The 25,002-nt window shown below is 59.8% G+C and carries 20 protein-coding genes; all 20 read left to right on the top strand.

Going from position 1 to position 25,002, the window contains the following annotated elements; translation table 11 throughout:
- Positions 1-307: 307 nt before the first annotated feature.
- On the top strand, positions 308-1,864 hold the full coding sequence (gene tssA / locus ACYZTS_RS07730) for a type VI secretion system protein TssA (protein WP_461995129.1): 1,557 nt from the start codon (positions 308-310) through the stop codon (positions 1,862-1,864).
- Between the two features lie 32 nt (positions 1,865-1,896).
- Positions 1,897-2,400 (top strand): type VI secretion system contractile sheath small subunit, encoded by a 504-nt coding sequence (gene tssB, locus ACYZTS_RS07735; protein ID WP_028620447.1) that lies wholly within the window; start codon positions 1,897-1,899, stop codon positions 2,398-2,400.
- Positions 2,401-2,428: 28 nt separating this feature from the next.
- Complete coding sequence (gene tssC, locus ACYZTS_RS07740) at positions 2,429-3,904, top strand: type VI secretion system contractile sheath large subunit (protein ID WP_461995132.1); 1,476 nt, start codon at positions 2,429-2,431, stop codon at positions 3,902-3,904.
- Positions 3,905-3,917: 13 nt separating this feature from the next.
- Positions 3,918-4,325: a type VI secretion system baseplate subunit TssE gene (gene tssE, locus ACYZTS_RS07745; protein ID WP_028620449.1), complete on the top strand. Its 408-nt coding sequence runs from the start codon at positions 3,918-3,920 to the stop codon at positions 4,323-4,325.
- A 10-nt stretch (positions 4,326-4,335) separates the two neighbouring features.
- Positions 4,336-4,860, top strand: a complete 525-nt coding sequence (locus ACYZTS_RS07750) for a PAAR domain-containing protein (RefSeq protein WP_028620450.1) — start codon at positions 4,336-4,338, stop codon at positions 4,858-4,860.
- A gap of 62 nt (positions 4,861-4,922) precedes the next feature.
- Positions 4,923-5,891 (top strand): DUF6402 family protein, encoded by a 969-nt coding sequence (locus ACYZTS_RS07755; RefSeq protein WP_461995135.1) that lies wholly within the window; start codon positions 4,923-4,925, stop codon positions 5,889-5,891.
- On the top strand, positions 5,888-6,301 hold the full coding sequence (locus ACYZTS_RS07760; RefSeq protein ID WP_461995137.1) for a hypothetical protein: 414 nt from the start codon (positions 5,888-5,890) through the stop codon (positions 6,299-6,301). Before ACYZTS_RS07755 ends, ACYZTS_RS07760 begins: the two co-directional genes overlap by 4 nt.
- A gap of 228 nt (positions 6,302-6,529) precedes the next feature.
- A complete protein-coding gene (gene tssF / locus ACYZTS_RS07765) occupies positions 6,530-8,317 on the top strand; it encodes a type VI secretion system baseplate subunit TssF (RefSeq protein ID WP_028620453.1) in 1,788 nt (595 codons plus the stop codon).
- Entirely contained in the window at positions 8,281-9,288 is a 1,008-nt protein-coding gene (gene tssG / locus ACYZTS_RS07770; RefSeq protein ID WP_028620454.1) for a type VI secretion system baseplate subunit TssG, read from the top strand. The genes tssF and tssG overlap by 37 nt, the downstream gene beginning before the upstream one ends.
- 14 nt (positions 9,289-9,302) lie before the next feature.
- A complete protein-coding gene (gene tssH, locus ACYZTS_RS07775) occupies positions 9,303-11,951 on the top strand; it encodes a type VI secretion system ATPase TssH (RefSeq protein ID WP_461995140.1) in 2,649 nt (882 codons plus the stop codon).
- Positions 11,952-11,961: 10 nt separating this feature from the next.
- The gene (locus ACYZTS_RS07780; protein ID WP_461995142.1) at positions 11,962-13,482 is read left to right on the top strand and encodes a sigma-54 interaction domain-containing protein; all 1,521 of its coding nucleotides are present in this window, start codon (positions 11,962-11,964) and stop codon (positions 13,480-13,482) included.
- Positions 13,483-13,575: 93 nt separating this feature from the next.
- Positions 13,576-13,716 carry a hypothetical protein gene (locus ACYZTS_RS07785; protein WP_008030659.1) on the top strand — a complete coding sequence of 47 codons (141 nt, stop codon included), beginning with the start codon at positions 13,576-13,578 and terminating at the stop codon, positions 13,714-13,716.
- 17 nt (positions 13,717-13,733) lie between these two features.
- Complete coding sequence (tagH, locus tag ACYZTS_RS07790; protein WP_028620457.1) at positions 13,734-14,930, top strand: type VI secretion system-associated FHA domain protein TagH; 1,197 nt, start codon at positions 13,734-13,736, stop codon at positions 14,928-14,930.
- A 5-nt stretch (positions 14,931-14,935) separates the two neighbouring features.
- Positions 14,936-15,436 (top strand): type VI secretion system lipoprotein TssJ, encoded by a 501-nt coding sequence (tssJ, locus tag ACYZTS_RS07795; protein ID WP_028620458.1) that lies wholly within the window; start codon positions 14,936-14,938, stop codon positions 15,434-15,436.
- Positions 15,437-15,438: 2 nt separating this feature from the next.
- Positions 15,439-16,770: a type VI secretion system baseplate subunit TssK gene (tssK, locus tag ACYZTS_RS07800; RefSeq protein WP_461995145.1), complete on the top strand. Its 1,332-nt coding sequence runs from the start codon at positions 15,439-15,441 to the stop codon at positions 16,768-16,770.
- Positions 16,771-16,775: 5 nt separating this feature from the next.
- Entirely contained in the window at positions 16,776-17,651 is an 876-nt protein-coding gene (icmH, locus tag ACYZTS_RS07805; protein ID WP_461995147.1) for a type IVB secretion system protein IcmH/DotU, read from the top strand.
- A 13-nt stretch (positions 17,652-17,664) separates the two neighbouring features.
- A complete protein-coding gene (tssM, locus tag ACYZTS_RS07810) occupies positions 17,665-21,189 on the top strand; it encodes a type VI secretion system membrane subunit TssM (protein ID WP_461995149.1) in 3,525 nt (1,174 codons plus the stop codon).
- On the top strand, positions 21,189-21,917 hold the full coding sequence (locus tag ACYZTS_RS07815; RefSeq protein ID WP_461995150.1) for a PP2C family protein-serine/threonine phosphatase: 729 nt from the start codon (positions 21,189-21,191) through the stop codon (positions 21,915-21,917). Before tssM ends, ACYZTS_RS07815 begins: the two co-directional genes overlap by 1 nt.
- Positions 21,914-22,915 (top strand): serine/threonine-protein kinase, encoded by a 1,002-nt coding sequence (locus ACYZTS_RS07820; protein WP_461995152.1) that lies wholly within the window; start codon positions 21,914-21,916, stop codon positions 22,913-22,915. The genes ACYZTS_RS07815 and ACYZTS_RS07820 overlap by 4 nt, the downstream gene beginning before the upstream one ends.
- Positions 22,916-22,943: 28 nt before the next feature.
- Complete coding sequence (locus ACYZTS_RS07825; RefSeq protein WP_461995154.1) at positions 22,944-24,980, top strand: type VI secretion system Vgr family protein; 2,037 nt, start codon at positions 22,944-22,946, stop codon at positions 24,978-24,980.
- Positions 24,981-25,002: the final 22 nt, after the last annotated feature.

The raw sequence follows: 25,002 nt of genomic DNA on the forward strand, positions 1-25,002 counted from the left end.
CATCTGTGTTGGCGCACTACACCGCTCTGGAGCAAGGGTTTCAGAGGGGGATTCGGTCAGGCTGACGGATCGGGAGTAGCACTCAGGGATTCCCCTGCGGCATATAAGGGAATCCCTTACAAACATAAGTGCGTTTCGTCTTGTTATGTAATCGGATGCTTGCTAGTGGCCATCATCGTGAGTACGATGCGCGCACTTGTAAGAGCACGATCTCAATTGGATGAGACTCATCGCAGCTCTTGATACGGTTTCCACGCCCGCTGTATTCCAATTGGCGTAAGACTGTAATCCAAACCAAAGGCCAGGGATGTCCTACTCAAGCAAACTTTCCGCTCATTACCTCGAACTCGCTAAAGCCTCTGTTTCCAAAGAGAATTTCGCGGGCGAAGACGTTCGCTTTTCGAGCGAATACGAGGGGTTGGAAAGCGAACTGAGCAAGGCCTCGTCGATGCACGAGAGCGGCCAGATCGACTGGCTGAAAATCCGTGAAAACAGCGAAAACCTGTTGCGCACCCAGTCCAAGGATTTGCGGGTTGGCGCCTGGCTGACCTGGGCGTTGTATCAGCGTGAATCCTTCCAGGGTTTACTCGCTGGCCTCGGGTTGCTGCACTACCTGTGCGAACACCATTGGCCCGAGCTTCATCCAGCCAAAGCCAGAACCCGCGCCGCCTCGGTCAGTTGGCTGGTGCCGCGTCTCGAGCAGGTGCTGACCGAAAATATCGCGATCAAAGAGCAACTGCCGTTGTTCCGCCGCCTGGTGGAACATCTGGAAGGTCTGGACGCGGCGTGTACCGAGCATTTGGGCGACGATGCGCCCTTGCTGCTGCCGCTTTCCCGCCGTCTCAAAAGTATGGTTCAGCGCGCTGCCGACAACCAGCCGGAGCCTGGTGTGGTTGGCGCAGCGGTGGCTCAGGTCAAGCAAGCCGCCACGCAACTGTTCACCCCCGGCGCACCGATCGACAACGAAAAAGAAGCTCACAAGGCACTGCGCGCTCAGCAGGAAAACGCGCGCCCATTGTGCGCCTGGTGGCTCAAGCAGAAAGCCACTGACCTGCGCGCCCTGCGCCTCAATCGCACGCTGCTATGGTTGCCCATCGACGCCGTCCCCGAGCGCAACGCGGAGCACATCACCGTGCTGCGCGGCTTGCCCATCGACAAGCTCAAGGCCTATCAGGAACGATACGATCAGGGCAAATATGCAGACCTGTTGGTGGAACTGGAGGCGAGCCTGGCGAAGGCGCCGTTCTGGTTCGATGGCCAACGAATGGTCTGGGAGTGCCTGCAGGGGCTCAACGCCGAGCTGGCAATGCGCGAAGTGGAAATCCACTTCGCGCTTTTGATTCAGCGCCTGCCTGGCATCATCGAATTGCGCTTTCACGACGGTGCGCCGTTTGCTGATCCGGCCACCCGCGCCTGGATCAGTGGCAGCGTCATGCCGCATCTGCAGACGGCCAGCGCACCGCGCAAAACCGAAGTCGCCGATACCCAGCCGGCCTGGGAACTCGCCCTCGAAGAGGTCTTGCCGATTCTGCGCAAGGAGGGCCTTAAGGCCGCCGTGCAGATTCTCAAGCAAGGCCTGCAAAGTGCTCAAGGCGGGCGCGTGCGCTTCTTCTGGCAGTTCGCCCTCGCGCGGCTGTGCTTCATGGCCAAGAAATACGAACTGGCCAGGACTCAACTGGAAACTCTTGACCAAACATTACAGGACTCAGGCCTGAGCGCCTGGGAGCCCGATCTTGCGCTGGAAGTGCTGCATTTACTGCATAGCTGCTGCGAGTTGTTGCCGCAGAACCATGCCGTCCGTGAACGCAAGGAAGAGATTTATCGCAGGCTGTGCCACCTCGACCTCGAAGTGGTACTCGAATAGGCCCCCGGGCCACAACCGCAAGGAGAAAAGCCATGGCCAAAGAAGGCTCGGTAGCCCCCAAGGAACGCATCAACGTCACGTTCAAACCTGCCACCGGTGGTGCCCAGGAAGAGATCGAACTGCCGTTGAAACTACTGGCAATCGGTGACTACACCCATCGCAAGGACGAGCGCAAAGTCGAAGATCGCAAGCCGATCAGCATCGACAAGACCACCTTCGACGAAGTGCTGGCAAAGCAAGAGCTGAGCCTGACCCTGAGCGTACCGAACCGTCTGCAGGAAGAGGGCAGCACTGAAGAGCTGGGCGTTCAGTTGCGCGTCAACTCGATGAAAGACTTCAACCCGGCTTCGCTGGTCGATCAAGTGCCCGAGCTGAAAAAACTGATGGAACTGCGCGATGCGCTGGTGGCCCTCAAAGGCCCGCTCGGTAATGCCCCTGCGTTCCGCAAAGCCATCGAAGGCGTGCTCGCCGACGACGAATCCCGCGGTCGCGTACTGGGTGAGCTGGGCCTGAACGCCGCAGCCAAAGACGCCTGAGTCCCCATCAGCCAAGGAAGCCAACGCTATGAGCAAGAGTGCAGCGCAGCAAAAAAGTACCGAGAACGGCGAATACAGCATTCTCGACAGCATCATCGCCGAGACCCGCCTGACGCCGGATGACGAAGCCTACGACATCGCCAAGCGCGGTGTGTCGGCCTTCATCGAAGAGCTGCTCAAGCCGCAGAACAGCGGTGAGCCGGTCAAGAAAGCCATGGTTGACCGCATGATCGCCGAGATCGATGCCAAGCTCAGCCGTCAGATGGATGAGATCCTCCACCACCCGGATTTCCAGTCCCTGGAGTCGTCGTGGCGTGGCCTGCAGTTGCTGGTCGATCGCACCAATTTCCGCGAAAACATCAAGATTGAAATCCTCAACGTCTCCAAAGAAGACCTGCTGGACGATTTCGAAGATTCGCCGGAAGTGATGCAGGCTGGCCTGTACAAGCACATCTACACCGCTGAATACGGTCAGTTCGGTGGTCAGCCAGTCGGCGCAATCATCGCCAACTACTACATGTCCCCAAGCTCGCCGGACGTGAAACTGATGCAGTACGTGTCCAGCGTTGCCTGCATGTCACACGCGCCGTTCATTGCTGCGGCCGGCCCGAGATTCTTCGGTCTGGAAAGCTTCACCGGTTTGCCGGACCTGAAGGATCTGAAAGATCACTTCGATGGCCCGCAGTTCGCCAAATGGCAGAGCTTCCGTGAGTCGGAAGACTCCCGTTACGTTGGCCTGACCGTTCCGCGTTTCCTGCTGCGCAACCCGTACGACCCGGAAGAAAACCCGGTCAAATCGTTCGTGTACAAAGAGACCGTTGCCAACAGCCACGAGCATTACCTGTGGGGCAACACGGCTTACGCGTTCGGCACCAAGCTGACCGACAGCTTCGCCAAATTCCGCTGGTGCCCGAACATCATCGGCCCGCAAAGCGGTGGCGCAGTTGAAGACCTGCCGTTGCACCACTTCGAAAGCATGGGCGAAATCGAAACCAAGATTCCTACAGAAGTCCTGGTGAGCGACCGTCGTGAATACGAACTGGCCGAGGAAGGCTTCATCTCCCTGACCATGCGCAAAGGCTCCGACAACGCGGCGTTCTTCTCCGCAAGCTCGGTGCAGAAGCCGAAGTTCTTCGGCATCAGCGCAGAAGGCAAGGCTGCAGAGCTGAACTACAAGCTCGGCACCCAACTGCCATACATGATGATCGTCAACCGCTTGGCTCACTACTTAAAAGTGCTGCAGCGCGAGCAACTCGGGTCGTGGAAAGAACGCACCGACCTCGAGCTGGAACTCAACAAGTGGATCCGTCAGTACGTGGCTGACCAGGAAAACCCGAGCGCCGAAGTGCGTGGCCGTCGCCCGCTGCGCGCTGCCCAGATCATCGTCAGCGATGTTGAAGGCGAGCCTGGCTGGTACCGCGTCAGCCTGAACGTGCGCCCGCACTTCAAGTACATGGGTGCCGATTTCACCCTGTCGCTGGTTGGCAAGCTGGACAAAGAGTAAGCGGAGCCAACTCATGACTGGATACGGCAGCCTTTTCGAACGCCTGGGTGGCGACGCGCAAAAACGCGTCGGCTGGAGCCGCGAGGTTTCTGCCATGGCGTCCGTGGCTGCCCATCTGGCCAAGATGCTCAGCACCCGTGCGGGCAGCGTGCAAACGCTGTCCGATTACGGGCTACCCGATCTCAATGACATGCGTCTGAGCCTGCACGACTCCCTGAGTCAGGCCCGTCTGGCTATCGAAACATTCATCGAAGCCTACGAGCCACGCCTGAGCAATGTGCGTGTCATTTCCCTGCCGCGTGAACACGATCAGCTTCGTCTGTCCTTCAGCATCGAAGGCTTGCTGGAAGTTGATGGTTTCAGGCGTCAGGTCAGTTTCGCCGCGCGCCTGGATGGCAGCGGTCAGGTCAAGGTCAACTAAGGAGATTCGCATGTCCGGCAAACCCGCAGCCCGCGTCACCGACCCCACCGCTTGCCCGCTCCCCGGCCACGGCACCAACCCGATCGCCGCCGGTTCCGGCGACGTGTTCTTCGACGGCCTCGCGGCCGCCCGCGAAGGCGATGCCTCCGCGTGTGGTGGTGCGATGGTCGGCGGCCTGGCCTCGACCGTAAAAATCAACGGCAAGTCTGCTGTTACCGTCGATTCTGAAGGTACGCATGGCAACAAGGTTACGGCTGGGTCATCGACGGTGATTATTGGTAACTCGCATTCGCCGGCGCCGTTTGTTCCGCCGCTACCGGTGGAGATTCAGTGGCCGTTTAACGAGCACTTTGTGATCAATTGCCAAGAGAGCGGAAAGCCGCTCGCCGGGGTGGAGTACACGCTTAAAACGGCCTCGGGGAAGATCATTAACGGTGTGACGGGAGCGGACGGCAAAACACAAAGAGTGTTCTCGGCTACTGCGGAGGCGGTTGAGTTGGTCATTGAGCCCCAAACCAGAGTTGTACTCGCTTAGTTATTTGCTTTTCACCGCCAGTGACAATCGGATCCTGGAGTAACTGTTAGAGGGATATGGAAATGGCAGCAACAACAGTGGCAACGACCATGACTCCGGCAAGTAATAAAGTCGGACAGTCTGCGACTGCGCGTCAGTTCAAGATCACTGATATTCCAGATACGATGAAAAAAATGAAATGGCCAGTTGCCGCAGACCTTATGAACCATTGGTTCAGTGGTAAGCCATGGCCAACTGATGACGGCGGCATGGATGATAAAGTTAAGAAGCATGATGTTTTTGCGCCCAAGGAATACATAGAAGAATCCATTGTTAAAATGAGCTGGGTTTCCGGTTTTGAACGTGCAAATTCTGCGATAAAGCATTTGAGGGGAGGGTGGAATAGTCCAGCTGGTGTCACTCTGATCAAAAGCAGGCTCCGTCGATCGTTTTCCGGTAAAGCTTCTGGGTGTTATCCGGTTGCGTTTAATGGTGTTGCCAGTGTTGCTGAGGAATTTGGTTATTCCAATAACAAAGTAGTCGAGTTTGAGCAGGCAGGCTCTGATGAGGTGAATGAGCTTCGAGCGGCACTGGCTAACTTCAACATGCGAGCTATTGCTGAAGGTGTAGTCGTTGTAACGGATAAGAGTATCGTGTTCACCCCTTCGCAACTGGGCTTTTATATCGAGGATTCCTACGATTTCAACGATGGAGTCGCTCTTTTCAGTCAAATTCTTGGCTACTGGAATTTCGATAAGTTAGTTACGGACCCCGTTGAGGGAGCAAAAGCTAACGCGAAACTGGCTGCCCAAATGACTGCCGTTATGGCGGAGTCACAATATGAGGGTATGAGAGGACAGCAAAGCACACAGCAAAAAGATGTGGCCGTACGTCGATATCGAGAGCTCGAAGGTAAACACTACATGCTCGTTCAAAACAGTGACTTTCGAGACTATCGTGATCTGAAGAAGAAGGGCGGCGATTTTCGCGTGTATTCGGACATTATGTACAAGCCCGTAACGGCTGCACCTATTGAGATATCGGCTAAATGAAGATCGGACATAAGTACTCCATAAGTTTGGCTGTCTTGTTGTGTGGCTTGTTGATCGCTGTTGCAATCATTGTGGTTGAAGTTTTAGATCGTGCGCCAGACGTTTCGAAAAAAAGTCCGTCTGGGCAGTATCTTATCGAGTCTGTTCCTGCAAGTTCGCTTTTGACCCCGCGAGACTTTGTCTATCTGCGATTCACCGATTTAAACAACCCCGGTCAGGTTTACCGTACACCTCTTTTTTCCGAGTTGGAGTTGGATATGCGCGCCGATGAAGATGAAAAAACAGTGGGGGTTGTATTTATAGAATTTGATAAGTCGAGCAAGGCTTTTACGTTGGGGCTTTCCAGCCCGAAAAAGCACTGGTTGAATTTTTTTATCAGCAATACGCCTTACAGGATTCTGGAAAATTGATGCTGGGGTTTGTGGTGGCCATTGCTTGCTGTACTGACGATCATCGTGCCATGGGTAATTTATGGCGTGTGTTGTTTGATCGCCGGGCAGTCTCAGGACGCTTACCTGGCGTTCGGCTTGATCATGCTTGTGCCTTATCTCCTGATCGGCGGTTACGTGTGTGCCGGCCTGACAGTCGCGCTCTGCAGAACGGTTTTTTCATGAGTTCCACTACCAGGCAGGTACCCCGTGTCCTTTAACCATTACTACCAAAGCGAACTCACCGCACTTCGCCAGTTAGGTCGTCGATTCGCCGAGCGTAGCCCGGCGTTGGCGCCTTTTCTTGGCCAGGCCGGGCGGGATCCGGACGTGGAGCGGTTGCTGGAAGGTTTTGCATTCCTGACCGGTCGTCTGCGTCAGAAGCTCGATGACGAACTGCCAGAACTCAGCCATTCGCTGATGCACCTGCTGTGGCCCAACTACATGCGGCCGCTGCCGGCGTTCAGCATTCTGCAGTTTGATCCGTTGAAGCGCTCAGGCCCGGCGTTGATGGTCGAGCGCGATACGCCGGTCGAGAGCCTGCCGCTCAACGAGGTGCATTGCCGTTTCCGCACTTGCTACCCCACCGAAGTGTTGCCGCTGGATCTGGCTGCGCTGAACTACTCGGTGAAGGGCGATGGATCGCTGCTGAGTCTGCGCCTGGCAATGACGGCTGACGGTCACCTCGGCGAACTGGAACTGAGTCGCCTGCGCCTGCACTTTGCCGGCGAGCGCTACATCAGTCAGATGCTGTACCTGAGCCTGTTGCGCAATCTCGGCGGCATCGAGCTGATCCCGCTCGATGGCGCCGGCAAACCCATCAACGGCGTCAACGGCACACCCATGGCGTTCAAGATGCCCGGCGACCGTGTGCAGCCGGTGGGTTTTGCCGAAGAAGAAGCGTTGATCCCGTACCCGCTGAACACCTTCCGCGGCTATCGCTATCTGCAGGAATATTTCGCCTTTCAGGACAAGTTCCTGTTCGTCGACATCAACGGTCTGGACTTGCTCCAGGCCTTGCCGGAAGACACGCTCAAGCAAGTGCGCGGTCTCGAGTTGCGTTTCGATATCCGCAAGAGCGGCATCCAGCGCCTGCGCCCGACGCTGGAAAACGTGAAGCTCTACTGCACGCCCATCGTCAACCTGTTCAAGCACGACGCGCTGCCGATTCGCCTCGACGGCAAGCAGGATGAATACCTGTTGCTGCCCGCCGAATACGACCTGGAAAACTGTGGCGTGTTTTCGGTCGAAACCGTGACTGGGTGGAAGCCCGGCGGCCTCGGTTATCAGGAATACGTGCCGTTCGAATCCTTCGAGCACGACCCGAGTTTCGACGTGCCCAACAGCCGTCCGCATTACAGCATCCGCCAGCGTTCTTCTTCACTGCATGACGGCCTCGACACGCACCTGAGCTTCGGCATCCGCCACACCGAAGCTCACGAAACGCTGTCGATCGAGCTGATGTGCACCAACCAGAACCTGCCGCGCAAGCTCAAGCTCGGCGACATTTGCGTCGCCTGCGAAGACACGCCTGAATTTCTCACCTTCCGCAACATCACCCCGGCCACCCCCAGTTATGCGCCGCCGCTGAACCGAGACTTCCTCTGGAAGCTGATCAGCAACATGTCGCTTAACTATTTGTCGCTGGCCGACGTCAATGCGTTGAAGGTGATTCTGGAAACCTACGACCTGCCGCGCTACTACGACCAGCACGCAGAGAAAGTCAGCAAACGCCTGCTGGGCGGGCTCAAGTCGATCAAACATCAACACGTCGACCGGCTGCACCGAGGGTTGCCGGTGCGCGGGTTGCGCACCGAGCTGACCATCGACCCGGAAGGCTATATCGGCGAGGGCGATCTGTTCGTTTTCGCTTCGGTTCTTAACGAGTTTTTCGCGCTTTACGCCAGCCTCAATTCGTACCACGAGCTGCGCGTAAAAAGCACACAGGGAGAGGTGTACCAATGGACACCACGTATGGGCCTGCAGCCCCTGCTTTAAGCGGGCTGACCCGGGTAATACGCGAGTACTCGCTGTTTCAGGCCGTGCTGCTGGTGGTTGACCGGCTGCGCGATGCACACCCGCACCTGAGCGAAGACGATCTGTACGACCAGCTGGAATTCCAGGCCAACCCGAGCCTGGGATTTCCCGGCAGCGACGTCGATCGCGTGGAGTTTTTCCACGAGCACGGGCAGATGCGCGCGCGTCTGCGTTTCAACCTGATCGGCCTGGTTGGGTCCGGTTCGCCACTGCCGGCGTTTTACGGCGAGCAGGCCTTGGGCGACAGCGAAGACGGCAACCCGACGCGCAATTTTCTCGACCTGTTCCACCATCGCCTGCAACGGCTGATGCTGCCGATCTGGCGCAAATACCGCTACCGCGCAAGTTTCCAGAGCGGTGCACTCGATCCGTTCTCGGCGCAGCTGTTTGCACTTATTGGCCTCGGTGGTGAAGAGATTCGCAAGGCCCAGGAACTGAACTGGAAACGCTTGCTGCCGTACCTCGGCCTGCTCAGCCTGCGGGCGCACTCGGCGGCGCTGATCGAAGCGGTGCTGCGTTACTACTTCAAGCACGCCGAATTGACCATCGAGCAGTGCATCGAGCGCCGCGTGGAAATTCTCGACGAACAGCGCAATCGTTTGGGCCGCGCCAACAGCCTGCTCGGCGAAGACCTGGTGCTGGGCGAACACGTGCGTGACCGCAGCGGCAAATTCCGCATTCACATCCGCGAACTCGACTGGCAGCGCTTTCACGAATTCCTGCCGATCGGCTTCGGTTACCAGCCGCTGTGCGCGCTGGTGCGGTTCACCCTGCGTGACCCGCTCGATTACGACATTCGCCTGGTGTTGCGCCAGGAAGAAATCCGCGAACTGCGCATCGGTGAGCAGAACGCTTGTCGCCTGGGATGGACCAGTTGGCTGGGCCGCGAAAAAGCGGACGGCGTGGTGACCCTGGGCAGCAAAACTCATTAAGGACAGATGAAAAAATGATCAACGTAGACCTGCAACAACTGATTCAGGCGCTGGACGCCGAAACCCGTCGCGATCTGGAGAGTTCGGCCGAGCGCTGCGTCGCCCGTGGCGGCAGCAAGATCCTCGTCGAAGACTTGCTGCTTGGCCTGCTGGAGCGCCCGCAAGGCTTGCTCGCACGCGCGCTGCAAGACGCCGAAGTGGATGCCGGCGAACTGAGCGCCGCGTTGCAATCGCGGGTCGAGCACAGCGCTTCGCGCAATCCGGTATTTGCCCCGGAACTGGTGCAATGGCTGCAAGATGCTTTGCTGGTGGCCAACCTCGAACTGGGCCAGAGCCAGGTCGAGCAGGCAGCGCTGATCCTCGCACTGCTGCGCAACCCGATGCGCTATGCCGGCAGCCGCTATCAGTCGTTGCTGGCCAAACTGAACATCGAGCGCCTGAAAGAATTCGCCCTGTCGCAGAAGGAACAACCGGCCACCGGCAAACCTGCCGTGCCCGGAGAATCCCTGCTGGAGCGCTTTACCCACAACCTGACCCAACAGGCCCGTGACGGCAAACTCGACCCGGTGTTGTGCCGCGATGGTGCGATCCGGCAGATGGTCGACATCCTCGCCCGTCGTCGCAAGAACAACCCCATCGTGGTCGGTGAAGCCGGTGTCGGTAAAACCGCAATCGTCGAAGGGCTGGCCTCGCGCATCGCGGCCGGTGAAGTGCCACAAGTGCTCAAAGGCGTCGAGTTGCTGTCCCTGGACATGGGCCTGTTGCAGGCCGGTGCCAGCGTCAAAGGTGAATTCGAGCGGCGCCTTAAAGGCGTGATCGACGAAGTCAAAGCCTCGCCGAAACCGATCATCATCTTCATCGACGAAGCGCATACGCTTATCGGCGCGGGCGGCAATGCCGGTGGTTCCGATGCAGCCAATCTGCTCAAGCCGGCGCTGGCCCGTGGCGAGCTGCGCACCATCGCTGCAACTACGTGGGCGGAGTACAAAAAATATTTCGAGAAAGACCCGGCGCTGGCCCGTCGATTCCAGCCGGTGCAACTGCACGAACCGACCGTTAGCGAAGCGGTGACCATCCTTCGTGGGCTGGCCCAGGTTTACGAGAAGAGCCACGGCATTTATCTGCGCGATGACGCCGTGGTCGCAGCGGCCGAGTTGTCTGCACGCTACCTCGCGGGTCGCCAGCTGCCGGACAAAGCCGTCGACGTGCTCGACACCGCCTGCGCCCGCGTGCGCATCAGCCTTGCTGCTGCCCCGGAAAGCCTTGAGCGCCTGCGCGGTGAGCTGGCTGAAGGTGGCCGTCAACGCCAGGCACTGCGCCGCGATGCCGATGCCGGTTTGCTGATCGATCACGAAGCGCTACAGACGCTGGAAGATCGACTGGCCGCTGCTGAAGAGGAAATGCTCACGCTTGAAACCTTGTGGAACGAGCAGAAGGAACTCGCTGAGCGCCTGCTGGATTTGCGTCAGCAATTGGCCAAGGCCCGCGAAGCGGCTGCCGTTGAACCTATCGTCACGGTTGAAGAAGACGCCGAAGGCAGCGTGATCGAAACCTTCGACGTGGATGAAGCGCAAAGCGTCGAAACACTTGAAGCCGCACTCCACGAAACGCACACCGCTTTGACCGCGCTTCAAGTCAAAGAGCGCCTGGTGAGCTTCGAAGTGTGCCCGCGTCTGGTGGCCGAAGTAATCAGCGCCTGGACCGGCGTGCCGCTGGCGCAACTGGCCCGCGAGCACAACGCCAAGGTCGCGAGTTTCGCCACCGACCTGCGCACGCGTATTCGCGGACAGGAGCAAGCCGTGCACGCCCTCGACCGTTCGATGCGTGCCACCGCTGCCGGTTTGAACAAGCCGGATGCGCCTGTGGGCGTGTTTCTGCTGGTCGGCCCGAGCGGTGTGGGCAAGACCGAAACCGCCCTGGCGCTCGCGGATCTGCTGTACGGCGGTGATCGTTTCATCACCACCATCAACATGTCCGAATTCCAGGAGAAGCACACCGTCTCGCGACTGATCGGTGCGCCGCCAGGCTACGTCGGTTACGGCGAGGGCGGCATGCTCACCGAAGCCGTGCGGCAGAAACCGTATTCCGTCGTACTGCTCGATGAGGTCGAAAAAGCCGATCCGGACGTGCTGAATCTGTTCTACCAAATCTTCGACAAGGGCGTGGCCAACGATGGCGAAGGGCGCGAGATCGATTTCCGCAACACGCTGATCCTGATGACCTCGAACCTGGGCAGCGACCGCATCAGCGAATTGTGCGAAAACGGCGCGCGGCCAAGCGCCGAAGTGCTCGAAGAAACCATCCGCCCGGTGCTCAGCAAACACTTCAAACCGGCGCTGCTGGCGCGCATGCGTGTGGTGCCGTATTACCCGGTTGGGGGGCCGGTGTTGCGCGAGCTGATCGAAATCAAACTGGGTCGTTTGGGCGAGCGCCTCAACCGTCGCCAACTGGATTTCACCTACTCGCAAGACCTCGTCGATCATCTGGCCGAGCGCTGCACGCAAAGCGACAGCGGCGCGCGGTTGATCGATCACTTGCTCGACTTGCATGTGCTGCCGTTGGTGGCTGACCGTTTGCTCGACGCAATGGCCTGCGGTGAAAGCCTCAAGCGTGTCCATGCGACGCTCGACGGCAGTGCCAGCGTGACCTGCGAGTTCGCCTGAGGTGGGAGTGATGTTCACTCAAGTGCCGCAGCCGCTGGTGTATGCCGAAGCGCTGCTGGCGCAATTCGCCGGTCTGTCGCGCGCGGCGGACGGCGCTGCGCTGCTGGGTGACTTTGTGCGTGGGGTCGCCGAGCTCAGTGGTTGTGAGTTGACGCAGTTGTACCTGCTGGACGCAACTCACACGTGCCTGGGGCTGAACGCCGAGTGCCTCAACGGCCTTGTGCAACCCCGAGAAGCCACGAGCCTGCCGGCGGACTACAACGGTGAACAACTGCTGCAATTTGCGCTGTGCCAGAACCGCGTGGTGAGCCTGGGTGAGCTCAGTGGCAGCTTGCACGAAACCAGTTTCCTGCCGTCTCAGGCCATGCCGTGGCAGTCGTTGCTGTGCGTGCCTCTGGTCAATCAGCAAAAGCAGGTTGAGGGCTTGCTGGTGTGCGCCACGCAGCGGCACATCGACCTTCAAGGGTTTGCCGAATCACTCTCCCAGCTCGGCTCGTTCGTGCTCGGTCAGCTGCGTTTGCTGCACCGTTTGCGCCGTCCGGTGGATAATCTGAAAACCGCGCCGGTGAGCAGCACGCCCAGTGCCAGTGGCTATGGCTTGATCGGTAAAAGTAAAGCCATGCGTGCGACCTATTCGCTGATCAGCAGAGTTCTGCATAGTCCCTATACCGTGTTGTTGCGCGGTGAAACCGGCACCGGCAAGGAAGTGGTCGCCCGGGCAATCCATGATTGCGGGCCACGCCGCTCCCAGGCGTTCATCGTGCAGAACTGCGCGGCCTTCCCTGAGAACCTGCTCGAAAGCGAGCTGTTTGGCTATCGCAAAGGAGCCTTCACCGGCGCTGATCGCGACCGCGCCGGGCTGTTCGACGCAGCCAATGGCGGCACCTTGTTGCTGGATGAAATCGGTGACATGCCGTTATCGCTGCAAGCCAAACTGCTGCGCGTGCTGCAGGAAGGCGAGATTCGACCGCTGGGCTCCAACGACACTCACAAGATCGATGTGCGCATCATTGCCGCGACTCACCGCGATTTGTCGGTGCTGGTGAGCGAGGGCAAGTTTCGCGAGGACTTGTACTACCGCCTCGCGCAGTTTCCGATCGAGTTGCCGGCGCTGCGTCAACGTGAAGGCGACATCCTCGATCTGGCCCGCCATTTCGCCGACAAGGCTTGCTCGTTCCTGCAACGCGACGCGGTGCGCTGGTCCGACGCGGCCCTCGATCACTTGAGCGGATATACCTTCCCCGGCAACGTGCGAGAGCTCAAAGGCCTGGTCGAGCGCGCCGTGCTGCTGTGCGAGGGCGGCGAGTTGCTGGCCGAGCACTTCTCCCTGCGCGTGGAAGCCATGCCGGAAGACAGCAGCCTGAATTTGCGCGAGCGCCTGGAGCAAGTCGAACGCAGCCTGCTGCTCGATTGCCTGCGCAAAAATGACGGCAACCAGACCCTCGCCGCCCGCGAACTCGGCCTGCCACGCCGCACGCTGCTGTACCGCCTCGGCCGCCTGAATATCAATCTCGGTGACTTCGATGGCTAGGCCGCATTCCCTTGATTTTGCCCGATCCGCTTTTTATAGCGCCGCCCAAACGGGCCGGCGCTTTGTGCATTGTTCATTCCTGGAGACCCTCTGATGTCTGTTCGTCACTGGCAAGCCGTTCTGCTGACCCTCGTCGTTCTATGCGGCCTCGGCGGCTGTAGCGGCAACTACAAATTCAACGACAACACCTATCGCCCATTGGGTGATCCGCAGGCGGTCAATCGCGGCAAGTGACCGCAAGGAGTATCACCATGGAACTGGTTTTCGAAATGCTCAACACCAAGCAGTTCGTGCCTACGGAGTTGTGCCAGAAGACGTTCAAGCAGGCCGGCGGCGTGATCGGTCGGGGCGAGGATTGCGACTGGATCATCCCCGACCGCAAGCGTCACCTGTCCAATCACCACGCGATGATCAGCTACCGCGACGGCTCGTTTTTCCTGACCGATACCAGCAGCAACGGTATCTCCGACAGCGAAAGCGGCGCGCGCCTGCGCAAGGGCGAAGCCATGCGCATCGAACACGGCAACGTGTACGTGCTGGGAGACTTCGAGATCCGTGCGCGACTGGTGCGCGACCCGGCGACTTTTGACGTTGAAGTCGGCCGTCCGCAAGCCGCTGGCAGCATCATTCCAGACGATGCGTTTCTGGACCTCGATCCGCTGAACGCGCTCGACCAGCAAGAGCGTGTGTACTCGGAAATCGACGAACTGATTTCCCCGAGCACCCACATCGAAGACACCCGTCAGCGCGCCGACTATGCGCGCATCGACATGGAAAGCCTGATGGTCCCCGAGCTGATCGACGCGCCGGCTGAGCCTGCGCCGGCTCCGGCCCCGAAGGCTGTCGAGCGGCAAAGCGAAGGTTTTTGGGAGCACTTCGGTGCGGCGTTGGGCGTCGACCTCAAAGGTCTCGACCACGATGGCCGCGAAGCTCTGGCGCTGAACGCGGCGCGCCTGCTCAAGCAGAGCGTTGGCGGTTTGCAGCAGAGCCTGCGTACGCGCAGCGAGCTGAAAAACGAACTGCGCCTGGCGCAGACCACCGTCCAGGGCTCGCAGAAAAACCCGTTGAAGTTCGCCGTCGATGCCAGTGAAGCGCTGGGCATTTTGTTGCAGTCGAACAAGCCCGGGCAAATGCCGGCGGAGCAATCGATTTCCCGTGCGTTCCGCGATTTACAGGCGCATCAGGTGGCCCTGCTGACCGCCAGCCGCGCCGCCGTTCGCGGCACGCTGGAGCATTTTTCGCCCGAGCAACTGACCCTGCGTTTCGAGCGCGACACCAAGCCGTTGCTGGCCACTTCCGGCAGCCGCTGGCGCGCCTATGGCCGTTATCACCAGGCGTTGCGTCAGGACGATGACTGGAGCGAACGACTGCTGGCCCGCGACTTCGCTCAGGCCTACGAAGAACAGATCCGCCTGATTTCCACCCTTCACACCGACCACCAAGGATGATGCGCATGTCTCGCTGCTCGACCGCTTTTTTCAAGATGCTGACGGCATGTGCGGCGCTGGTGCTGCTGAGCGCTTGCTCGTCGCTGTCGCCGTATTCTCACGTGACCAAAGTCAACCTCAAGCTCACGGCCAGCGATCAGCTGAACCCGGACCTCAACGGGCGGCCGTCGCCGATTGTCGTTCGCCTGTTCGAGCTCAAGCACCCGGTGACTTTCGAGAACGCCGACTTTTTCAGCCTCTACGAGCGTGCCAAGGAATCCCTCGCCCCGGACCTGGTGGCCAGCGAAGAACTCGAACTGCGTCCGGGTGAAACCGTCGAGCTCAAGCTTAGCGTGGAAGAGGGTAGCCGCTACGTCGGCATCCTCGCGGCCTACCGCGACCTGCCGGAAACCAAGTGGCGCTATACCGTGCAAATCACCCCGGTGGAACTCACCGAGGCAGACTTGACGCTTGATCAGGCCGGTATTCGCAACACCCATGAAACGCTCGCCAAGGCGGATGACTAAACATGAATTCCCATAAAGTCATCTGGCAGGAAGGCATGCTGCTGCGTCCGCAGCACTTCCAGCACAACGATCGCTATTACGATCACCAGATGAAAACCCGCACGCAGTTACTGGGCAGCTACACCTGGGGTTTTCTCAATCTGGACATCGATCTGCAGTTCCTCAACATGGGCAAACTGGTGATCAGCCAGGCCTCGGGGATTCTGCCGGACGGCAGCCTGTTCGAACTCGGCGGCAACACCGAGCCGCTGGCGCTGGACGTGCCGCCGAACACCGGCAACACGCCGATTTATCTGGCGTTGCCGCTGGTCACCGGTAATCACATCGAAGCGCGTCGCCCGGAGCAATCCGACGTGCTGGCGCGCTACACCGCGTACGAAGCCGAAGTGGCGGACTCCAACGCCGGCGACGATTCCGCCAGCCAGGTCAGCTGCGGTCGCCCGGACTTCAAACTGTTGCTGGGCGAGCAGCAGAGTGATCAGGCCTACGTAAAACTGAAAATCTGCGACGTGCTCGACACCACGCCCGATGGCGTGATCAGCCTCGATCCGGACTTCGTGCCGACCTACATTCAGGCGCATGCCTCCAGCTACCTGCTGTCGTGCCTGAAAGAAGTCATCAGCATGCTCGGCCATCGTGGCGACACCATTGCCGAGCGTATCCGTTCCAACGGCAAAGTCGGTGGCGCGGAAGTCGGCGACTTCATGATGCTGCAACTGATCAATCGCACCGAACTGCTGCTGCGTCATTACCTCGGCCTGGAGCAGGTTCATCCGGAAGAGCTATACCGCGCGCTGCTGACCATGCTCGGCGATCTGGCGACCTTCTCCAGCGACAGCAAACGGCCGCGTCTGGACAGCCGTTATCAACACAGCGATCAGGGTGCAAGCTTCCGCAAACTGATGGAAGCGATTCGTCAGGTGCTGTCGATGGTGCTGGAACAGCACGCCATCGAACTGGTCCTGCAAGCGCGTCAGTACGGGATCATCGTCTCGCCGCTGCACGACCACAAACTGCTGGGCTCGGCCTCGTTCGTGCTCGCCGCCAGTGCCAACTGCGATTCCGAAGAACTGCGTCACCGCTTGCCGGCGCACCTCAAGGTCGGCCCGGTGGAGCGCATTCGCCAACTGGTCAACCTGCACCTGCCGGGCATCAAGGTCAAACCGTTGCCGGTGGCCCCGCGGCAGATCGCGTTTCACTCCAACAAAACCTATTTCATTCTCGAACTCAGTTCCGAAGACCTGGCACAACTGGAGCGCTCCGGCGGCTTCGCGTTCCACGTGTCCGGCGAATTTGCCGAGCTTGAACTGAAATTCTGGGCCATCAGGAACTGACCGACATGATCAAGGACATGGAACACCATCAGGACGATAAAACCGTCTTGCTCGACCGTCAGGGGCACGGCCCGGCGCAAAGTCCGCTGACCGATTTCGCTGCGCCGCCACGCTTTGAACAGCTCGAAGAGCGGATGATCTACGCCGCGCGTTTGCGCCCGGCGGAATCGTTCAACATCAGCCTCAATTCGCTGGTGGCCGCCGGCTCCGACTTGCTCTCGGAAGTGGTGCGACTCAAGCACAGCGATTCTCGAGAAGACATGCACGCGCTCAATCAGCGTCTCACCGCCGGGCTGAAACTGTTTGAGGTGCGCGCGCTGCACGACGGTGCCGAAAGCAGCCAGGTGATGGCCGCGCGTTACGTGCTCTGCACCGTGGTCGATGAAGCCGTTGTCACCACGCCGTGGGGCAATGAAAGCGAGTGGTCGCAGATGAGCCTGCTCAGCAGCTTTCACAACGAGACTTTCGGTGGCGAGAAGTTTTTCCAGCTGCTCGATCGCCTGTCGAAAAACCCGGTCAAGCACCTGCCAATGCTGGAGCTGATGTACCTGTGCCTGTCCCTCGGTTTCGAGGGCAAGTACCGCGTGCAGGCGCGCGGCATGCTTGAGCTCGAAGGCATCCGCGACGCGTTGTATCGGCAGATCCGTCAACTGCGTGGCGACGTGCCGCGTGAGCTGTCGCCGCACTGGGAAGGCTTGAATGATCAGCGCCGCAGCCTGGTGCGTATCGTGCCGGCGTGGATGGTAGTGCTGTTCACCGTGGTCTGCCTGGTGGTGATGTACTCGGGTTTTGCCTGGGTCTTGGGCGAACAACGCGAAACCGTTCTGCAACCTTATCAGCCGCTAGATCCGGCCGCGGTCCAGCCGCAGTCGCAGCCGTAAACAGGGACGTGTGATGAAAAAGTTTTTCAAGAAAGTCGGCGCATTCTTGCGCAAGACCTGGGTCTGGACCTTGCTGGTCGTGCTGTTCCTTGCGCTGCTGGTGTGGTTCGTCGGGCCGCTGCTGGCAGTGGATGACTACAAGTTCTGGGAAGGCTCCACCTCCCGGCTGTTGACCATCAGTGTGCTGTTCCTGATCTGGGGCCTGACCATGGTCTTCGTCAGCTGGCGTGCCGGTGTGCGCAAGAAAGCCGTCGAAGGCACCGAAGACGGCCAGGAACGAATTCGCCGTGAAGAGCGGATGGACGATGAGCAGAAAGAGCTCCGCGTGCGCTTCAAGGATGCGTTGAAAACCCTGAAGTCTTCCAGCCTCTATCGCGGTCGCAGCGAACGCTGGCGCAGTGATTTGCCGTGGTACTTGCTGATTGGCCCGCACGGCAGTGGCAAGACCAGTCTGCTGGATTTTTCAGGCCTGGAATTCCCGATCAACAAGATCGACCGCAAGCTCACTCGCGACACCCTCGGCACCCGCCATTGCGATTGGTATTTCGCCGATCACGGCGTGCTGATCGACACCGCCGGGCGCTACCTGACGCAGCCGGATGGCGAAGTCGATGGCAGCGCCTGGAACACCTTGCTCGACCTGCTGCGCAAGCGTCGTCGCAATCGTCCGTTGAACGGTGTGCTGGTGACCATCCCCGTGGAAACCCTGCTGGGCAGCAGCGAACGTGAGCTGGACATATTGGCGCGGCAGGTGCGTTCGCGTCTGCAAGAGGTACATCAGAAGCTGCACGTCGACGTGCCGGTTTACCTGGTCCTGAGCAAGGCCGACAAGCTGCTCGGGTTTGATGAATTTTTCGATCAGTTGACCCGCGAGGAAAGCGATCAGGTGCTGGGCACCAGTTTTCGCAAAGATCAGAGCGGCACCGACGTTACGGTATTGCGCGCCGAGTTCGAAGAGTTGCTGCGTCGCCTGAACAGCCAAGTGATCATGCGCATGCACCAGGAGCGCGATACACAGCGCCGTGGCCGCATCCTCGACTTCCCGCATCAATTGGGGCAGATCGGCGAGCGCCTGTGCCTGTTTGTCGACATGGCGTTCACCGGCAACCGCTACCAGCGTGTCAGCCAGTTGCGCGGGTTCTACCTGACCAGCGCACCGCACCTGACCGAGGAAATGGACCAGACCACCGCCGGCATCGGCGCGAATCTGGGGATCGATTCCGGTGTGTTGCCGACCTTGCGCAGTGGCCGTTCGCGGTTCATTCACCACTTGCTCAGCCGGGTGATTTTCCCCGAGGCCGACCTGGCGGGTCTGGATCAGCGTGAACGCAGCCGCATCCATTGGGGCCAGCGTGCGTTGTATGTGGGCGCATTGGCGGCGCTGGGTCTGTTCGGTTTGCTGTGGGCAAGTGGTTTCTCGGCCAACTACGAGCGACTGGAGCACCTGCGCGACCTGGCGCAAAACTGGACGCAACAGCGCTCGGCGCTGACCGCGCGTGATGACTCAATGGCGGTGCTCAAGCCCCTCGACAGCAGCTACGCAGCGACCCAGGTTTTCCCGAACAAGGCTGACGTGTCGTACCACGAACGCGGTGGCCTGTATCAGGGTGAAGACGTCGATCCTGTGGTCAAATCGGCGTACGAGCGAGAGCTGGAAACCCAGCTGCTGCCCAAAGTCGCATCGCTGCTCGAAGGGCAGATTCGCGCCAACATGAAGGACCGCGAACGCCTGCTCAACAGCTTGCGCGCGTACCTGATGCTGAACATGAAAGACCGCCGCGATGCCGCGTGGCTCAAGGACTGGGTCGCCACCGACTGGTCCTTGCGTTACGCCGGCAACACGGCAGTGCAGAACGGTTTGAACACGCACTTCGAGCGTTTGCTGAAGCAGCCGTTTATCTACCCGCTGAACGATGAACTGGTGGCTCAGGCGCGTCAGGTGTTGCGCAGCGAGTCGCTGGCGAACGTGGTTTACCGGATGCTGCGCGAGCAGGCCCGCAATCTGCCGGAGTACCGTTTCAGCCAACACCTGGGCCCGCAAGGCGCGTTGTTTGTCGGCACCGATTACGTGATCCCGGGCTTCTATACGCAGCAGGGTTATGAGCAGTATTTCTCGATCCAGGGCTCTGCGCTGGTCACCGATATCCTGCGTGACAACTGGGTGCTGGGTGAAGGTTCGGGCATCAGCGGTATGGACTTGCGTCGCCTGATGGTCGAGCTGGAGCAGTTGTATTTCCGCGACTACGCCAACTTCTGGAGCGAAGCAGTCGGTCAGGTGGCGCTACCACCAATCAATGATGCGGGCGAGGGCGCCGAGCAACTGGCGGGCCTGACGTCGGCTAATTCGCCAGTTCTGCAATTGCTGGTGGAAGTGCGTGAAAACACCCGTTTCCCGGTGATCGCGGACAGCATGGATGAGGCTGCGGGCGCGGCTGAAAAGCTGGGCGAGAAGGGCGGCAAGCTGGGCAAACTGGCTGCGGCGGCCGCTGATAAAGCGTCTGACGTGGCCATGAACCTGCCCGACACCGCGAAGAAATCCCTGCAACGTCGCTTCGAGCCACTGCACCGTTTGCTGGACGACAACAACGGCCCGGCCGCTGATTTGACCCCGGCCCTGACTGCGCTCAATGACCTGCAACTGCAACTGGCGAGCCTCGCGCGTGCCAGTGCGCCGGAGCAGGCCGCGTTTGAAATGGCCAAGACCCGCATGAGCGGCCAACGCGATGCGCTGAGCAATCTGCGCAACGCCTCGAACCGTCTGCCGCGTCCGGTCAGCGTGTGGTTCAACGTGCTGGCCGAAGATACCTGGCGCCTGGTGCTGAACGATTCCTACCAGTACCTGAACCAGCGTTATCAGAGCGAGCTGTACAGCTTCTATGGCAAAGCGATCAACAAGCGCTACCCGTTCAGCGCCCACAGCACCAGTGACGTAGCGATCAGCGACTTCCGTGAGTTCTTCAAGGCTCAAGGCATCGCCGACCGGTTCTTCGATAACTACATGCGCCCTTTCGTCAGCGGCGATCCAGGCAACTACCGTCTGCGCAGCATCGACGGCCACAGCATGCCGATTTCCAAGGTCTACCTCGACCAGATGGCCGCGGCACAAGTCATCCGCCAGAGCTTCTTCTCGATCAACCCGGCCGAGCCGCAGGTGCAGTTCAAACTGGAGCCGTACACCCTCGATCCGGCGGTCAGCCGGTCCGAGTTCAAGTTTGGCGACAAGACCATCGAATACCGTCATGGCCCGATCGTGCCGGTGTCGTTCAAATGGCCGACCGATGCGGAAGACGGGCGCACCAGTCTGGTCATGGATCGCATGGCGGGGCGCCCGATCGGCATCGAGAAAAACACCGGTCCCTGGTCGCTGTTCCGTTTGTTCGACCTGATGCAAACCGAGTACCTGAGCGGTCGCGACGTGCTGGTGCTGAAAGCTGACGTGGGTGGCCTGCGCGCCAATTACCTGCTCAGCAGCCAGCGCACGCCGAACCCGTTCGACATGGGCGTGCTGCGTACTTTCCGTATGCCGGTGCAGCTCTGATGCGGGTTGCCAGTCCCTGGCGCAGCGCTGCGCGTACCGACGCCGGCAAGGTTCGGGCGCGCAACGAGGATGCTTTTCTCGACGCTCCGCAGCAGGGGCTGTGGGTGGTCGCGGATGGCATGGGCGGTCATCAGGGCGGCGATATCGCCAGCCAGCTGATCGTCGCCAGCCTGGCGGAGTTGCCGGAGCAGGACGATTTCGACGAACGACTCAAAGGCATTCGCCAGTGTCTGCACTGGCTGAATCGTCGTTTGGGTCAGGAGTTGACCGTCACCGCCGGACGTCACGACAGCATCATGGGCAGTACCGTCGTGGCGCTGCTGGTGGAAGGCAATCGCGCGGCCTGCATCTGGGCCGGCGATAGCCGCTGCTACCTGTGGCGCGGGCAGAGTTTGTATCAGCTGTCCAAAGATCATTCGCTGCAGCAGCAACTCATCGACGAGCAGCAGATGAGCCTGGAGGACGCGCGTGCGCATCCTTCGGCCCATGCCCTGACCCGCGCGGTCGGGGCCGCCGAGCAACTGACCCTGGATGTGCTCGAACTCGAGGTGTATCCCGGCGATGCGTTTCTATTGTGCAGCGACGGTTTATACAACGGGCTGAGCAGCGACGCTTTGGGCAATGCCCTGAGCCTGACCGCGCCGCACATCGCGCTGGAGCGTCTGTTCGACGGCGCCTTGCGTGGCTCGGCACGGGACAACCTGACCGCTGTGGTGATCCGCAAATGACTCAACTCATGCCCCCGCTCGACGACCTGCTGGTGAGCGAAGAGCAAGCCAGTAACCTGACTTACTTTGCGTTTGCCAAAGCCCATAACGCAGAACCTGCGCTGGCGCCGACCAAGGCCAGCGTCGGTGAACTGCCTGACGTGCTGGCAGGCCGTTACCGCATCGAGCGTCTGCTCGGCGCCGGTGGCATGGGCGCGGTCTACCGCGCACGGGACTTGCTGAGCGAACAGTTCGGCGATCCCGACCCTTACATTGCGCTGAAAATCCTCAGCGAAGAATTTGCAGAATCGCCGGATGCGAGCGCCTTGCTTTACAGCGAGTTCGCCCTGATCCGGCGCTTGCGCCACGACAACGTGCTGCGTTTGCACAGCTTTGAAGTGGACACCGATTGCCAGCGCGCCTTCATCACCATGGAACTCATGCGTGGGCTGACCCTGGACAAACTGCTCTGCGAACGGCCGCTGGGCCTGCCGTGGAAAGAACTGCGTGACATCGCGCTGCCGCTGCTCGACGCGCTGGCCCATGCCCACGCTCGCGGCGTGCTGCACGGCGACATGAAACCGAGCAACGTGATGCTCAGCGAAGAAGGCGTGCGCCTGTTCGATTTCGGTCTGGGCCAGGCCGAGGAGGGCATCTTGCCCGGCCTGCCTCACCTGAGCCGCAACCGCTTCAACGCCTGGACCCCGGGCTACGCCGCTCCGGAACTGCTCGAAGGGCAACCGTTAGCGGCCAGCGCCGACGTCTACGGCGTGGCCTGCGTGATCTACGAATTGGCCGGCGGCAAACACCCGTTTCGGCGCATGTCGTCGACCGAGGCCCGTGATGGCCAACTCGAGCGCGAACTGCACGCCCCGCGCAATCTGCCCAAACGCTGCTGGCCAGCGCTGCGCACGGCGTTGGCCTTCGATAAGGCTGATCGCACGATCACTGCCGCACAACTGCGTGACGCCATGGGCGCCACTTCGTCTTTGCTGCAACGTCTGCGACTTCGGGCGTAACGGATGACTACCGAACAGGGAGCACACAATGTTCAACTCAGCTAACGAAACGCATTTCAGCCTGACCGTGAAAGATTACGACGGTGACCTGCAGGTGCTGTCGTTCACCGGCACCGAAGGCATCAGCCAGCCGTATCGCTTCGACATTGAACTGGTCAGCGAAAACCCCGACCTGGACCTGGAAAAGCTCCTGCACAAACAGGCATTTCTGGCACTCGATCCGCAAGGCTCCGGTATCCACGGCCAGATCTACCGCGTCGCCCAAGGCGATGCCGGCAAGCGCCTGACCCGCTACAAAATCTCCCTGGTACCGCAACTGCAATACCTGCATCACCGCACCAACCAGCGCATTTACCAGCAGATGTCAGCGCCGAAAATCATCGCGCTGATTCTTGAAGAACACGGCATCAAAGGCAACGCGTACAGCTTCCAGCTCAGCCAACCGTGTCCGGACCGCGACTACTGCGTGCAGTACGACGAAACCGACCTGCACTTCGTCCAGCGCCTGTGCGAAGAGGAGGGCATTCACTACCACTTCCAGCACAGCACCGACGGTCATTTGCTGGTGTTCGGCGATGACCAGACCGTGTTTCGCAAACTCGGCCAACCCACCGCCTACGTACAGGGCAGCGGCATGGTGGCCGACGAACCGGTGATCAAAGGTTTCAAGCTGCGCCTGGAAACCCGCACCAGTCGTACTACGCGCCGCGACTACGATTTCGAAAAACCACGACTGCAACTCGAAGCCGCTTACAAACCTGATGTGCAGAGCGAAGAGCCAGACCTCGAAGATTACGACTACCCCGGCCGCTTCCTCGACCGTGCGCGCGGTAAATTCCTCAGCCAGCGCGCCCTCGAACGCCATCGCGCCGACTACCAGCAAGCCGAGGGCAACGGCGACCAGACGCGTCTGATCAGCGGCCATTTTCTGGAGATGTCCGACCACCCCCGCACCGAGTGGAACGACCTCTGGTTGCTCACCGAAATCGTCCATGAAGGCAAGCAACCGCAAGTCCTCGAAGAGTCAGTGACCAGCGACACCACCGCTAACAAAGACGACTTCCACCAGGGCTACCGCAACCGTTTCCTCGCCACCCCGTGGGCGGTGTTCTATCGCCCGGCGCTGGAGCACCCGAAACCGCGTGTGCTCGGCAGCCAGACCGCCCTGGTCACCGGCCCCAAAGGCGAAGAAATCCACTGCGACCAGTACGGCCGCATCAAGGTGCAGTTCCACTGGGACCGCGAAGGCCAGGCCGACGACAAAACCAGCTGCTGGATGCGTGTTTCGTCAAGTTGGGCGGGGGATCGCTATGGCGCCATCGTCATCCCGCGCATCGGCATGGAAGTCCTCGTCACCTTCCTCGAAGGCGATCCCGACCAGCCGTTGGTGACCGGTTGCCTGTACCACAAGGAAAACCCCGTCCCCTACGATTTACCGGCAAACAAAACCCGCAGCGTCTTCAAAACCCTCAGCTCACCGGGTGGCGGCGGGTACAACGAACTGCGGATTGAAGACAAGAAAGGGGCGGAACAGATCTTTATTCATGCCCAGCGGGATTGGGATGAAAACATTGAGCACGATCAGAAGATTCGTGTGGGGAATGAACGCCACGACACCGTGGAAAAAAATACCTATACCGAGCTGAAAGCCGAAGAACACCGCACCACGATTGCAGATCGAAAAGTTGAAGTGCGCCTGGATGACCACCTGACGATTGGGCAGAACCAGCATGTGAAGCTGGGCACCGCACAGCTGACCAGCGTCGGGCGAGAGATTCACCTGAAGGCTGGGGCGAAGATCGTGATTGAGGCTGGGGCCGAGCTGACGATCAAGGGCGGTGGCAGTTTTATCAAGTTGGATGCGGGTGGGATTACGGTTGTTGGGCCGGTGGTGAAGATTAATGCCGGTGGGTCGGCGGGGAATGGGACGGGGATTGGGATTAAGCCGCCGGTGCTGCCGGGGGCGGCGGATACGGATAAGGCGGGGAGTTTGATGGAGCAGGCGTTGGGGAATGCGGTGCCTGAGAAGGTTAAACCAACTGTCGATTACCCGTTCTCGTTATGAATGGACGTATAAGCATCAATAT

It is taken from the genome of Pseudomonas sp. TMB3-21, assembly GCF_054898145.1.